General features: G+C 64.8%; 12 protein-coding genes and 5 pseudogenes. 4 read left to right on the forward strand and 13 right to left on the reverse strand.

What is annotated here, in order from left to right; genetic code table 11:
- Window positions 1–26: 26 nt before the first annotated feature.
- From ACVWW3_RS26640 to ACVWW3_RS26665, 6 genes and pseudogenes are all read right to left on the reverse strand, one after another.
- A complete protein-coding gene (locus ACVWW3_RS26640; protein WP_456648139.1) occupies window positions 27–890 on the reverse strand; it encodes a metal ABC transporter solute-binding protein, Zn/Mn family in 864 nt (287 codons plus the stop codon).
- Between the two features lie 5 nt (window positions 891–895).
- Window positions 896–1,766, reverse strand: a pseudogene (locus ACVWW3_RS26645) (metal ABC transporter permease).
- A 6-nt stretch (window positions 1,767–1,772) separates the two neighbouring features.
- Window positions 1,773–2,529, reverse strand: a pseudogene (locus ACVWW3_RS26650) (metal ABC transporter ATP-binding protein).
- 2 nt (window positions 2,530–2,531) lie between these two features.
- Window positions 2,532–2,756 carry a hypothetical protein gene (locus ACVWW3_RS26655; protein ID WP_247339603.1) on the reverse strand — a complete coding sequence of 75 codons (225 nt, stop codon included), beginning with the start codon at window positions 2,754–2,756 and terminating at the stop codon, window positions 2,532–2,534.
- Between the two features lie 44 nt (window positions 2,757–2,800).
- A complete protein-coding gene (locus tag ACVWW3_RS26660) occupies window positions 2,801–3,301 on the reverse strand; it encodes a hypothetical protein (protein ID WP_247339602.1) in 501 nt (166 codons plus the stop codon).
- A pseudogene (locus ACVWW3_RS26665) lies at window positions 3,298–3,862 on the reverse strand (permease). The gene ACVWW3_RS26660 and the pseudogene ACVWW3_RS26665 overlap by 4 nt, the downstream one beginning before the upstream one ends.
- Here ACVWW3_RS26665 and ACVWW3_RS26670 point away from each other — a divergent pair.
- On the forward strand, window positions 3,777–3,971 hold the full coding sequence (locus ACVWW3_RS26670; protein WP_456672467.1) for a hypothetical protein: 195 nt from the start codon (window positions 3,777–3,779) through the stop codon (window positions 3,969–3,971). The pseudogene ACVWW3_RS26665 and the gene ACVWW3_RS26670 sit on opposite strands and share 86 nt — an antisense overlap.
- A 174-nt stretch (window positions 3,972–4,145) precedes the next feature.
- On the opposite strand, the gene ACVWW3_RS26675 is transcribed toward ACVWW3_RS26670, so the two are convergent.
- Window positions 4,146–4,742 carry a superoxide dismutase gene (locus ACVWW3_RS26675; RefSeq protein ID WP_247445116.1) on the reverse strand — a complete coding sequence of 199 codons (597 nt, stop codon included), beginning with the start codon at window positions 4,740–4,742 and terminating at the stop codon, window positions 4,146–4,148.
- A 237-nt stretch (window positions 4,743–4,979) separates the two neighbouring features.
- Between ACVWW3_RS26675 and ACVWW3_RS26680 the strand changes: the two genes are divergently transcribed.
- The 3 genes from ACVWW3_RS26680 (at window position 4,980) to ACVWW3_RS26690 (ending at window position 7,515) form a co-directional block, all read left to right on the forward strand.
- Entirely contained in the window at window positions 4,980–5,507 is a 528-nt protein-coding gene (locus ACVWW3_RS26680; protein WP_456648136.1) for a GNAT family N-acetyltransferase, read from the forward strand.
- An 82-nt stretch (window positions 5,508–5,589) separates the two neighbouring features.
- Window positions 5,590–6,975 (forward strand): MATE family efflux transporter, encoded by a 1,386-nt coding sequence (locus tag ACVWW3_RS26685; RefSeq protein WP_456648135.1) that lies wholly within the window; start codon window positions 5,590–5,592, stop codon window positions 6,973–6,975.
- A 105-nt stretch (window positions 6,976–7,080) separates the two neighbouring features.
- Window positions 7,081–7,515, forward strand: a complete 435-nt coding sequence (locus ACVWW3_RS26690; RefSeq protein ID WP_456648134.1) for a DUF2147 domain-containing protein — start codon at window positions 7,081–7,083, stop codon at window positions 7,513–7,515.
- Here the strand turns inward: ACVWW3_RS26690 and ACVWW3_RS26695 are convergent.
- The 6 genes and pseudogenes from ACVWW3_RS26695 to ACVWW3_RS26720 form a co-directional block, all read right to left on the reverse strand.
- Window positions 7,512–8,663 carry a DUF3095 domain-containing protein gene (locus ACVWW3_RS26695; RefSeq protein ID WP_456648133.1) on the reverse strand — a complete coding sequence of 384 codons (1,152 nt, stop codon included), beginning with the start codon at window positions 8,661–8,663 and terminating at the stop codon, window positions 7,512–7,514. The two genes, ACVWW3_RS26690 and ACVWW3_RS26695, sit on opposite strands and share 4 nt — an antisense overlap.
- 205 nt (window positions 8,664–8,868) lie before the next feature.
- The gene (locus ACVWW3_RS26700) at window positions 8,869–9,078 is read right to left on the reverse strand and encodes a hypothetical protein (RefSeq protein ID WP_354104484.1); all 210 of its coding nucleotides are present in this window, start codon (window positions 9,076–9,078) and stop codon (window positions 8,869–8,871) included.
- Window positions 9,079–9,204: 126 nt separating this feature from the next.
- A complete protein-coding gene (locus ACVWW3_RS26705) occupies window positions 9,205–9,927 on the reverse strand; it encodes an SDR family NAD(P)-dependent oxidoreductase (protein WP_456648132.1) in 723 nt (240 codons plus the stop codon).
- Window positions 9,920–11,303, reverse strand: a pseudogene (locus ACVWW3_RS26710) (class I adenylate-forming enzyme family protein). Before ACVWW3_RS26710 ends, ACVWW3_RS26705 begins: the two are co-directional and overlap by 8 nt.
- Complete coding sequence (locus tag ACVWW3_RS26715; RefSeq protein ID WP_015688794.1) at window positions 11,290–11,535, reverse strand: acyl carrier protein; 246 nt, start codon at window positions 11,533–11,535, stop codon at window positions 11,290–11,292. The pseudogene ACVWW3_RS26710 and the gene ACVWW3_RS26715 overlap by 14 nt, the downstream one beginning before the upstream one ends.
- Before the next feature lie 141 nt (window positions 11,536–11,676).
- Window positions 11,677–13,492 (reverse strand): annotated as a pseudogene (locus ACVWW3_RS26720) (long-chain-acyl-CoA synthetase).
- Between the last annotated feature and the right edge of the window lie 22 nt (window positions 13,493–13,514).

Consider the following 13,514-nt stretch of genomic DNA (forward strand, 5'->3'; position numbering starts at 1 on the left):
CGACGCGAGGCGGGGTGGCCCCTGCCCTAGTGGTCAAGCGCGCTGGTCAGGGCCTTTATATTGTGCCTGACCATATCAATGTAAGTGGGTCCAGGCCCCTTTTCGCCGGTCAAACCGTCCGAAATTAGGGTCCCGCCGACTTTTGAGCCGGTCTCCGCCGCGATCCTCCGGATCAGTCGGTCGTCGCTGATATTTTCCAGGAACACGGCCGGGATTTTTTGGGCCTTGATCTGGCTGATGATGGTGGCGATGTCCCGCGCACTGGGCTCGGTTTCGGTGGAGACGCCCAGGGGCGCGATGAACTGGACGCCGTATTCGGCGGCGAAATAGCCGAAGGCGTCATGGGTCGAAATCACCTTGCGCCGCTCCGACGGGATTTTTGCCACGGCCTCGCGGACCTCGCGGTCGAGCATTCCGAGCTTTTCCAGATAGGCCTTTGCCTGGGCGCGGAAGAATTCCCCGTCATCGGGGTCGGCCGCAGCCAGCGCATCGGCAATGCCGGTGACGTAGATCTTGGCGTTGGGAACGGACTGCCAGCCATGCGGATCCGCGGCCGAGCCGAGCTTCAGCGGCGCGATGCCGGCGCTTGCGGTGACCACCTCCGCCTTGGCTCCGGAGGATTGCACCAGGCGCGGCAGCCAGCCCTCGAGGCCAAGCCCGTTGACGATGACCAGTTTTGCGTCCGCGATCCGTTTCGCATCGCTGGGGGCCGGCGTGTAGACGTGCACGTCGCTGTCGGCCCCGACCAGAGTCGTCAGATTGATACGGTCGCCGCCGACATTGCGAACGAAATCGCCCAGGATCGAGAAGCTCGCGACGACATTGAGCCGCTCCGCGGCGTGCAACGGCGAGGCGATCAGCAGCAACGCAAAGAGCAGAAGGAAGCGCATCGCTGTCACGCTTCCAGATGCCGGCCGGGAAACATCTGCCTGACAACACCGCCGACGCGGCCGAACAGGACGGAGACCATGTAGAGCGCGCTCGCCACCAGAATGATCGCAGGGCCCGACGGCACGCGGGTCTGAAACGACAGCACGAGGCCAGCATAGCCGGAGACGGCGGCAGCGACGACCGCAATGCAGATCATCACCGTGAGATCGCGCGACCAGAACCGCGCGATGCCGGCCGGCAGGATCATCAGGCCGACCGCCAGCAGGGTACCAAGCGCCTGAAAGCCATTGACGAGATTGATGACGACGAGCGCGAGGAAGGCGAGATGCGCAGGTCCGCCGGCACGACTGACGGTGCGCAGAAATAGCGGATCGACACTCTCGATCACCAGCGGCCGGTAGATCACCGCGAGCACCAACAACGTCACTGTGGCGTTGAAGGCGACGACCAGCAGCGTCTGGTCGTCCATCGCGAGGATGTTGCCGAACAGCACGTGCAGCAGGTCGATATTGGTGCCCTTGATCGAGACGATGGTCACGCCCAGCGCCAGCGAGGCCAGATAGAAGGTCGCGAGCGAGGCATCCTCCTTCAGCCCGGTCGAGCGCGCGACGAGGCCTGCGAGGATCGCGACGGCAAATCCCGCAATCAAGCCACGCGGCCGTCATCGCGAACAGGTTGAGACCTGACAGCAGGAAGCCGACCGCCGCGCCCGGCAGGATCGCATGCGCCATGGCGTCGCCGACCAGACTCATCCGCCGCAGCATCAGGAACACGCCGATCGGCGCACCCGCGAACGACAGCGCGATGACGGCGGCAAGCGCGCGCCGCATGAACTCGAATTCGGTGAACGGGCCGATCAGCGCGTCATAGATCATCGGATATCAAGCCGCCCGCGAGCGGGCATCATCGGCCGAACAGGCGGCGGCGCTGTCGTCGAAGGCTTCGCACATGCGCATCGCGACGATCAGGTTTTCGGGCGTCAGAACCTCCGCCGTCGGTCCCCACGCCACGGGGCCGCGCGCCAGCACCAGCGTCTCGCTGAAATGGTTACGCACCATCTCCATGTCGTGCAGCGCGGCGAGCACGGTGCGGCCTTCGCCGTGCCAGTGCTTCACCAGCGCCAGCAGATCGACCGTGGTCTTGCTGTCGATGGCGTTTGAAGGGCTCGTCCAGCACGATCAGCCGCGCGTCCTGGAGCAGCACGCGCGCGAACAGCACGCGCTGCATCTGGCCGCCCGAGAGTGTGCCGATCGGGCGGTTTTCGAAACCGTTGAGCCCAACGGAAGCGATCGCGCGGAGGATCTTTTCGCGCGCAGCCTTGCCGATGCCGCCGAACAGGCCGGTCCCACGCCACAGTCCGGTGCCGACGAAGTCCAGCACCGAGATCGGGAAGCTGCGGTCGATCTCCGCGCTCTGCGGCAGATAGGCGATATCGCGGGAGTCGAGCCCACCGAGATGGATGCTGCCGTCGAGCGGCCTGAGGATGCCGACGATGCCGCGCAGCAGCGTCGACTTGCCGGCGCCGTTCGGGCCGATCACGGCCAGCAGCGCGCCCGGAGCGACCTCACCATTGAGGTGGTGCACGGCTGGATGCCGGTCATAGCCGAGCGTGACATTGTGGAAATGCAGTCCCGGCATCGTCACCTCATCGCCAGCCACACGATGCCCCACAGCACCGCGCAGACGGCAAGCGCGGCCGCGAGGCGGCTGGCCATGGTCATGCGCAGGATCGACCAGTGCGCCGCCTGGGCCGGATGCGGCACTGCTGCGTCATGGACATGGGCGTGTGTATGGTCATGCCCATGGGAAGGGGCATGGTCATGGGCGTGGCCGTGAGGCTGGGTGTGGGACGCGGCGGGAACCATCCGAGAACGTTATATTATAACATTACCCCTGTCCACGCCCCGGCTCAGGGCTTGCCGATCACCATCGCGATGGCGGCGGCCACGAAGGGGAACGGCACCGAAACCGCGCAGCGGAACCAGACGAAACGGGCCGGCATGAACGGGATTTCCCACAAGATCACGCGCTGGAAGGCGAACAGCGCCCACGCGACGACATAGGCGACCACCTGCGGGACGCCGCCGCCCGACTTCAGCGCCACCGTACCGATGGAGAACCCTATCACCGGGCCGCCGGGCGTCGCGGCCCCGGCGACTACGGCGGTCGCGACCCCGAGCCAGCCGCTATCGGGGCCGAGCCAGCCGCTGATCACCTCCTGCGGGATGATGGCGGCGATGTAGCCGGAGCCGATCACCCCGAGCGCGATTCGCGGCACGATGTTGATGAAGTCCATGGAGCCTTCGCGCAGCGAGGCCTTGAACACCGGAGGCCCGCGGCGGAAGGCGATCAGGCCGACGCCGAAGACCGAGCCCCACAGCAGCATATCGATGAGAAGCGCCGCGCTCATGTCTCGTCGTCCTTCATGGCCGGCTTCGGATAGAGCCGGACATAGACAAAGCGGCCGAGCGCGCCGGCGAGCACCGGCAGCGGCAGCGAGATGATGATGCGCCACAGCGTGAAGTCGGTGCCCATGATCGGGATTTCCCAGGCCACCGCCCGGCCATAGCCGATCAAGGTCCAACTCACGACCATGGCGATGACGGCACCGAAATCGGCGCCGACGGCGAGCAGCGCGCTCGCCACCGGATAGGCGGTGAAGGGACCGCCGGGCAGTGGTGAAGGGACCGCCGGGCAGGATCGCGCCGAAGGCAGTGCCGATCAGAAGGCCCTTCAGGCCGGATTTTGGCCCGAGTGAGCGCGAGACTTTTTCGTGCGGCAGGATTTCCGAGATGAACGCGCCGAGCAGGCAGCCGGCCAGCACGCGCGGCAGGATGCCGCCGAACAGCGAGAGATCGTGGGTAAGAATCTCGAGAACGCCGTCGGTGCCGTCACGCCGCCAGACCAGCGCCGCGCTCACCGCCACCAGCACCGCGATCATGATTGTCGACCAGCCGATCGGCTTGCGCACGCGGCCCGGCCGCGGCTCGGACTCCAGGTCGTCGGCGGGCGGCGGGTCTTTCGGGGAAGGTTCTGACAACGGGCTCGTTCGGCTCGAGGGTGATGCCCGTCCTGATTAAGGGCGCCGTCCTCGCGATGCAAACAGTACCGGCGGCGGGAGCGTTGCGCTCCCTGCGCAGAGCCATGCGAGGCGAACCGCGAATTCCGCAAAGCAAAAAGGCGGCCGCGCATGCGACCGCCTTTTCAATCCCGTCATTCAGGAGCGGCAAAGCCGAACCCGAATGCGTGAAGCCTCAGGCCTTGTCGAACAGCGACTCGACGTATTCCCAGTTCACGAGGTTCTCGACGAACGCCTTGAGATAATCCGGACGACGGTTGCGATAGTCGATGTAGTAGGAGTGCTCCCAGACGTCCACGCCGAGGATCGGGGTGGCGCCGTGCACCAGCGGATTCTCGCCGTTCGGGGTCTTGGCGATCTCCAGCTTGCCGTTCTTGACCTGGAGCCAGGCCCAGCCCGAGCCGAACTGACCGACGCCCGCCGCCTGGAAGTCCGTCTTGAACTTCTCGAAGCCGCCGAGGTCCTCGTTGATCTTCTTCTCGAGCTTGCCCGGCAGCTTGGTGCCGCCGCCATTGGGCTTCATCCAGCTCCAGAAGTGGATGTGGTTGTAATGCTGGCCGGCATTGTTGAACACTGCGGGGTTCTTGCCGAACGAGCCCTTGACGATCTCCTCAAGGGACTTGTCTTCCCATTCGGTGCCCTTGAGCGCGTTATTGCCGTTGGTGACATAGGCCTGATGATGCTTGTCGTGGTGGAATTCGAGCGTTTCCTTCGACATGAATTGCCCGAGGGCGTCATAGGCGTAAGGGAGTGGGGGCAGCGTAAAGGTCATGGGTTGTTGTCCGCGACTGATGGGGGAACGAGACTTAACGGTCAACCTTATAGAAGGTTCCTTTGCCGTTAAATACCGCGAATTTGCCAAAACGGGTGATGCAGACGCTTGGCCCGATTGCATAAAATCGTCGCAAGGATCTGGGGCGTTTCAACCGGGCCTTAAAATGTCATTGCCTTTGAGGTGCTTATGGCAGAACGAACGCACTGACAGGGCGGAGATGCAAAAGAGAGAGCCATGAGCATCGAGATCGACATTTTGAACGGCGACGCCTCGTGGTCGATGGCGGAGCCGCTGCACAACGCGGTCTGGCCGCGCCACAGCGTCGAGAAGCAGCCCTGGGCTCACGTCAAATGGGCCAATGCCGACCTGCGCGTGCTGATCGAGACGCCCGAGGATGGTCTCGTCTGCCATGTCGGCATCTACTTCCGGACAGTCAGCTGGAACGGGCAGAAGGTTCACGTCGGCGGCATCGGCGGTGTCTGCACCCGCGAGGACCGCCGCGGCCGCGGCTATGCGACCATGGCGATCGACGCCGCGGTGCACACCATGCGCGCCAACGAGGCGGTCCGCTTCGCGCTGCTGTTCTGCGAGCCACATAATTTTGCGTTCTACGAGGCTCGCAAATGGAGGCCCTTCACGGGCGAAGTCTATTGCGAACAGCCGGCGGGACGGATCCGGTTCACCCACATGGCGCCCTACGTCTTCGACATCGTCAGCGCGCCGACGCTGGGCACCATCGACCTATGCGGCCTGCCGTGGTGAGCCCTGCGTGACGGCAGGTTGGTGCCGGCGCCGCACGCCCTATAATATGTCGAACATCATCTAATATTCCGCGCGGTAACACATGACGATCGACGCCTCCGTAGACGCCGTGCCGCCGCGTGCCCCGGTCGCCTCCTCAATCGCCAGTCTTTTGACGGCACCGATCCTGCCGACGCTGCTGCAGCTCGCGATTCCCAACATGATCGCGATGGTCGGCAGCACGCTGGTTGCGATCGCCGAGACCTCCTATATCGGCCGGCTCGGCACCATTCCTCTGGCCGCCATCGCGCTGGTGTTTCCGTTCGCGATGCTAACGCAGATGATGAGCGCGGGCGCGATGGGCGGCGGCGTCTCGTCCGCGATCAGCCGTGCGCTCGGCGCGGGAGATCGCGACCGCGCCGCGACGCTGGCGCTGCATGCCGCCATCATCGGTCTCTGCGGCGGGCTGTTCTTTACGGTAATGATGCTCGCCTTCGGCCGCTCGTTCTTCATGCTGCTCGGTGGGCGCGAGCGCGTGCTCGAGGAAGCCAGCGGCTATTCGCAAATGCTGTTCTCAGGCGCGGTCGCGATCTGGCTCGTCAACACGCTGGCCTCGGTGATCCGTGGCACCGGAGACATGCGCCTGCCCTCGATGACCCTGATCGGGGCGAGCGTGCTCCAGATCGCGCTCGGCGGCACGCTCGGGCTCGGCCTGTTCGGCGCGCCACAATTCGGCATGCCCGGCGTTGCCGCCGGCCAGCTGGTCGCGTTCAGCTGCGCCGCAATCTTCTTGCTCTGGTATCTCCTGTCCGGGCGCAGCCGGCTGCCGCTGAAGGTCCGCGCCTTCCATTTCGAGCGCGCAATGTTCTTCGACATTCTCAAGGTCGGGGCGGTGGCTTGTCTGTCGCCGCTCCAGACCGTGTTCACCATTTTGATCTTCACGAGGATTCTCGCCACCTTCGGCACCGAGATGCTCGCCGGCTACGGCATCGGCTCGCGCCTGGAATTTCTGCTGATCCCGATCACCTTCGCCTTCGGCATCGCCTCGGTCCCGATGGTCGGCTTGGCGATCGGCGCGGGGCAGTTGAAACGCGCGCGGCGCGTGGCCTGGACTGCAGCTGCGGCCTCGGGACTCACAGTCGGCCTGATCGGCCTCGTCATCGCGCTCGAGCCGTCGCTGTGGGTCGCGCTGTTCACGAGGGATCCCGGCGTTACCGCCGCGGCGCACAGCTACTTCCACTGGGCCGGCCCGGCCTTCGTGTTCTTCGGTATCGGCGTGTCGCTGTATTTCTCCTCGCAAGGCGCGGCCCGCGTCGGCGGTCCCGTGCTCGCCTCCACCGCGCGGCTTCTGATCGTCGCGATCGGCGGCGTTGGCCTCATGATGGCGCAGGCGCCGGCCTGGATCCTGTTCGCGCTGATCGGCGGCGCCATGGTCGTGTTCGGGCTTTCGACCGCGGCCTCGGTCGCCTTCGTGCGCTGGGACAAATGAGCGCAGGTGAATAAGCGCAGGCAAGTAAGCGCAGGAATGTGATTCCATCCAGCGTTGCTCTATCCCGCCAGACTGCTATGGAGGCGCTCCACTTCGGGGCTCTCCATGACTTCCAGATTCGCTGCTCTCATCGTCCTCCTGGCTGCGCTACTTGGCGCGACTGCCGCCCGTGCGCAGAGCGCCGACGGGACTTGGCAGACCCAAGCCGGCGACGCCCGCGTCAAGATCAGCAAATGCGGCGGCGGCATCTGCGGCAATGTCGTCTGGCTGCGTGAACCCCACGACACCGCGACCGGCCAGCCCGCCACCGACAGCAAAAATCCCAATCCCGCCCTCGCCAGGCGCCCGATGATCGGCTTGCCATTGTTCAACGGCATGCAGCCTTCAGGACCGAACAAATGGTCCGGCCCGATCTACAATGCCGATGACGGCGGCACCTATGCCAGCAGCGTCAGCGTGACATCAGCGGATTCGCTGCGCGTCGAAGGCTGCGTCGGCGCGCTCTGCGGCGGCGAAACCTGGACGCGCGCGGGGCGTTAGCTCGCTCCCGCGATCATCGCCTTCAGCGCCGTGGCCGCCGAGGCGTAGCCGCCCCGCGCGCCGTCGATGAAATGGACGTGATCGCTGCGCAGCGCCGACGGCGTGAAGCAGGTCATCATCGCGGCGTCCTGCTGATAGAGACCATAGCGCACGATGCCGTCGCGCGCGGCCGCAGCGAGGCGATCGCTGATGGCGCGTTCGAGCTCCGGCGTACAGTCCACGATCATGCGCAGGCCGTCGTCATATTTGCGGAAATCGGAGTTCTCCACGACTTGACGTGTATAGCGCTTCGGCACAAAGCCGCCGACGTTGAGATCAAAGCGCATGATCAGATAGACGAACAGCGTGTAGGCCAGCACGCTGGCGCGGCGTGCGAGCAGCGGACCTCCGCGCTTGGTGCGCGCCTCATAGTCAAGCCCCTGCGGCGGCCATGTCAGCGGCGGCCCTTGCGGCGGCACGGGCCGACCGGCATCCGGACTGCGCTCGACGAGATGGATGACATCCTCGATCACTTTGCGGAAGGATCGCGGATCAGCGCCCTGGGTCGGCATCACCAGCACCGACAAAATCAGGCCGCGCGCAGCCGGAATCACCTCGAACCGGCAGGACAGGCCGGAGAGATCGGGCTGCGTGCCCGCGGGCGCTTCGGGTATGGCAAAGTCGCCGCGCTTCATCGCGGCGTCGGCCCAGGCGAGCCCGCCGCCCGAGAACATCGCATAGGACAAATTGGCCGACGGACCGAAGCGCGCGACGCGCACGTCGAGGCCCTGCGCTCGAATGGCACTCACCGGCACCAGCGCGACGCGCATCCCCAAATCGAGATCTTCCCGCACCCAGGTTGCGGTCGCAGCCAGAGCCTCGCGGACCGGCTCGAGATCGCGAGGCGCGACCGCGAAGCTCGCGCCGTCGCCGCCGAACACGAAGGGGAATTCGCGTCCTTCCAATGCGTTCGTCACTGCCGCGATCACGGCGGCGCCGGCCATGTTCACCGCCTTGTAGCGCTGCGCCGCGATCGCCTTGGTGGAATCCACGATGTCAGCAACGCCGACACTCCAGTCGTCCGGCAGCGGCGAATACAATGCAGGGTCCATCAGGCTGGTGAAGCAGCGAAAGACGGGAATGCTGCCGTAGAAGGAAGCGGCTGACATTGCGGTTGCCGGTCAAGTTTCGAATGAGGGAAGATACGCGGCGGGATCGCTTCGGGTTCGCCGGCCGGCTCGCCCGAAGGTCGCACCATCATTGGCCGAAACGACCTCAACGACAAGGTGCCGGTTCATTTCAGCACAAGACAATCGCGCCATCGGCTGACGCAGCGCCAGCCCGACGCCAGAGTTCTTCCGATGGACGATTCCGCTAGTGCAGCTTCTCGTCCTCATGCTTGCGCAAGGCTTCGAGCGATGCGTCGTGGCAGCCGACCAGGCGCACGAACTGCTGCGGATACATTTCATAGCCGTGACTGCCGGAATTCTGCTGCGTCATCGGCGGGCAATGAACATCGTCCGGCTTGGCGCGAGATGGCTCGGTCCGGTCGGGATTTGAAGCGGTCATGTTTGGCGTGGTCATGGACTGCTCCCTGTCAATTGGGGCAGATCGATTGACATAACCCAATCGATTGCGGGGCATCTTACGACCAAATCTGGCTTGATGTCATTGCGCCGGATCAACTCAATTATGGCGACCGGGTTCCGCTTACGCCGTATTCCCCGCGTCGATCGTAAACACGGTGCCGGTGACGTTGCGGCCGCCCTCACCGAGCAGATATTCCACCATGCGCGCGACGTCATCCATCTCCGGCAAGCGACGCAGCGCGCTACGGCCGGCGATGCGCTTGCGCCCTTCGTCGGAAAGATTGTGCGTGAGCTCGGTATCGATGAAACCGGGCGCGATCGCGTTCACGGTGATGCCGAGCTTGCCAACCTCGCGCGCGAGCGAGCGGGTGAAGCCGGTCGCGGCGGCCTTGGTCGCACCATAGACCGAGAGACCGTTATAGCCTGTCGTCGCAATGATCGATGAGATGTTGATGATGCGGCCCACACCATCGGCCATCATCTGCCGCGCGACATATTTGGTGAGGATGATCGGCGACAGCACGTTGAGCTGCACCAGCGCCTCGATCTCGGAATTGTGCATGGTCGCGAGCAGGCCTTCGGTGCCGAGGCCGGCATTGTTGACGAGGCCGTAGATCGGGCCGAATTCGTCGCGCACGAGCTTTGCATAGGCCGGGATCGCGTCGATTACGGCGAGGTCGCAGGCACGGAAATGCAGGCGCCCCTCCGACCCGACAATCGCGGCCTTGAGCTCGTCGCTCTCGCGCCGCGCCGCCGCGATCACGTTGTAGCCGGCATCAACAAGCCGCTTGCCGATCGCAAGGCCGATACCGCGGCTACCGCCGGTGACGAGAACATTATGCATCGGTGCGCGCCAGTTTGCCGGCCGGGGTGACGTCGAGCGCCTCGACGAAGCGGATCACCGCCGGCACCTTGTGGGACGCGAGCTGCGCGCGGCACAGATCCAGGATCTGGTCGCGGATCTCTTTCGCGCGCGCCGGATCCGGAGCCGTCGGCAAGGATCAAATCGGCGACGACGATGCCGCCGGTAATCGGGCTCTTGCGCGACTTCGCCCGCGACATACGCACGTCGGGATGACGGTTGATCACCGCCTCGATCTCTTCAGGGTGAACCTTCAGCCCACCGATATTGATGATGCCGCCGCGGCGGCCGACGAAATAGTACCGGTCGCCGCGCAATTCGACGATATCGCCGCTGTCGACAAATCCGTCGTCATCGGTGAGCGCAGCCGCATTGCGGCCGATATAGGCGTGCGCCGTGCGCGTCGAGCGGATGCGGAGCGAGCCGTCGACGACCTTCATCTCGACACCGTTGCGGCTGCCGAGATAGTCGGCCGGGAAGCCTTCCAGCCCGTCATTGACGGCGAAGCCGACGCCGGCCTCGGTCGAGGCATAGGCATGGCCGACGGACGAATTCGGGAACGCCGCCTTCAGGCCGTCCAGCACCGCCTGGTCGGCGATCTCGCCAGAGAGGCGGACGTAGCGCGGCGCAAACTGAGCGGCCGAGCCGCTCATCAACAGCTTGCGCCAGTGCGAGGGCGTGCCTGAGATATGGGAGACGCCGCGCGCCTTCAGCCGCGTGACGTGATCGCCGAGCACCTCATGCGGATCGGACAGCACCAACGAGCCGCCGGAGAGAACGGCGCGGAGGAAGATTTGCAGGCCGCCATAGCGGCGGATGTCGTAGAACGTTGCCCACACCGGCGCGGGCCCCTTCGCGGAGCCTTCGGCAACGATCGCCCCGGTGAGTGCCTCCAACGTATGGCCTACAATCTTCGGCACGCCCGACGTGCCCGACGTGAGCATCAGCCATTCCGTGGCGCGTTCGGTCCTGGCCGGGGCGGTGACCTGAAGCGGCAATTGCGCGGTGACGACCAGCGGCACGCCGGTATCGGCCCAGCGATCAGGCTCGTCGGTGACGACGGCATCGATCCCGGCATCCGCGATCAGCGCATCGAGATGCGCTGGGTTGAGATCGGGCGGGCACAGCAGCATGCGACGGGCGATACCGTCGAGCTCGATCATGGCAAGGCCCGACCGGAGCTGATCGGACAATTTCAGCAGCACTGCGCGGCCGGACAATTCGCGCAGGCGGCCACCCAGGACCGTCTGCGACAAAATACCCGTCAGCGACACGACATCGTGCGCGTCCGACAGCGTGCGGCCCGTCAGCTCCGCGCCAAGATGGTCGCGGAGCGCAAAGATCTCACGCGGGGACATTTTCGTAGGCCCGCACAAAATCGCCCACGGTGGCGGGGAACGCTGCGTCCTCGGAGATGGTGAAGGGGTCGACGCCGGTCTCGTCCTCGAGGCGCGCCACCAGGATGGCGAAGGCGAGCGAGTCGAAGCCCGTCTCGTGCAGGGACAGATCGTCCGAGAGCGCGGGAAGCGTGACGTGCTGCTCCTTGGCGATCTGCTGGATCGCTTCAATGACCTTAGACCGTACCGACATGGCTGGCTCGCTTCTGTTGTCGTTCGTATTGCGGCGGCTCTTGATGACCGCCTCCCATGCCCGTTTGTTTACCCGACAGAAGTAAATGGCTTCTTGGACAATTCGGATAAAATTGGACCTATCTGGCGGATTTTCACGCGGTTAAAGCCGGATCGTACCCTCGTTGATTTGCGTATAGGTCTTCGCATCCAGCGCAACGTACGCGCCGGTCTTCGGGTCCAGCATGAACAGGGGATCGGAGATCGCACCCGGATCAAATCCCTCGCGCGCGAGCTCGCCCTTCTTCTGCTTGAACGTCTCGGTCGCATCGAGCTCGCGCGAGATGCGCATGAAGACGGGGCGCGCATAAGCCGGCAGACGCTGCGACAGATGTACGGGCAGCGCCGCGACGTCAAAGCCCTCGTTTACCACGATCGCGCTCATGCCGGCGCGGCCATCGGTGCCGGGGATGCCGACGCCGTAAGTGGTGGCGTCGATCACGCCGGTGAAATCGCGCACGGCGTCGTTGACCTCCGAGGTCGCCACGTTCTCGGCCTTTCCAGCGAAACGTATCGCCGATGCGATCGACGAAGTGGAAGAAGCCCTTGTCGTCGATCCGCATCAGATCGCCGGTGCGGAACCAGGCATCGCCCTTGGCAAAGACATCGCGCAGGATCTTCTTCTCGGTCTCGCTCGCCTCGGTGTAGCCCTCGAAGCGACCGCCACCCGCATCCGCCGTGCCGATGCGGCCGATGGCTTCGCCGGCCTCGCCGCGCGCGCAGGCGATGCAAAAGCCTTCCGCATTGCGCAGCGGCACGCCGCTATCCGGATCGAGCTTGACGAGGCTGGCGGGAAAACGATGCGCGAGCAGCGGCGGAATGCGGCCGATCGCGCCGGGCTGACCCTCGACGTTAAACAGCGAGAAATTGCCTTCGGTCGCCGCGTAGAATTCGAGGATGCGGGGGATTGCAAAACGGGCCTGGAAAGCTTCCCAGATGTCGCCGCGCAGGCCGTTGCCACAGACAAGACGAAGGCGATGCCGGTTCTCGTATTCGGACGGCGGCGCCTTCAGAAGGTAGCGGCAGAGCTCGCCGATATATTGGAATAACGTGCAATCGTGACGCACGATCTCGGGCCAGAAATTCGATGCCGAGAATTTTTCCGCGATTACCACCGAGCCGCCGGCAGCCAGCATGCTGCATGGTGCAACGATGCCGCCGACCGAGTGGAACAGTGGTAGGCAATCGTAAAGCCGATCCTGGGGCGTCGCGCCGGTGAGGCCGGCAAACCAAAAGCCCCAGTTCAGGATGCGGCGGTGGCTGATGCTGGCCGCTTTCGGCAGGCCGGTGGTCCCGGACGTGTAAATCAGCAGGGCCCGATCGTTGATGGTGACGTCGCCACGCTCGTCCGGAGAAAGCGGGCCGTCATCGAGCGCGGCAAGCGCGACGTCGATCGCGCGTCCACCGCGGGCATCGCCGTGGGTCCAGACCTTTGCTTCCGTCTGCAGGTGCGGCGACGCGCTGTCCAGCGCCTCATTGAGCTCGTGCGCGACGATAATTTGAGCGGGCTTTGCGACATCGATGCAATGCGCGAGCGACTGGCCGACGAGCTTGGTGTTGATCAGCGCGACCACGCTGCCGACGCGACTGATCCCGAGCCAGGCCGCGACATAGTCGATGCCGTTCGGCATGATCAACGCGACAGTGTCGCCCTTGGCCACACCGGCCGAGCGGGCCCACCGCGCATAACGATTGATGCGTTTCGAGAGCCCCTCATAGTCGAGGCTTGCGTCATCAGTGACCAGCGCGACGCGATCGGGCTGGCGCTGCGCCCAATCGTCGACGACGTCGGCGAATAGCCGGCCCGGCAGCGTCTCGATCCGCGCGGTGAGCTCGATGGCCTTCAGCCAGATCTTTGAAGCCGAAGGTGCGCGCGCGGCTTTCGGTTGCTCGATGACGCCGATGGTCATGCCGTTCATTCTTTCGGAACGTGTCTGCTGT

The sequence above is a fragment of the Bradyrhizobium sp. LM2.9 genome (genome assembly GCF_054056555.1).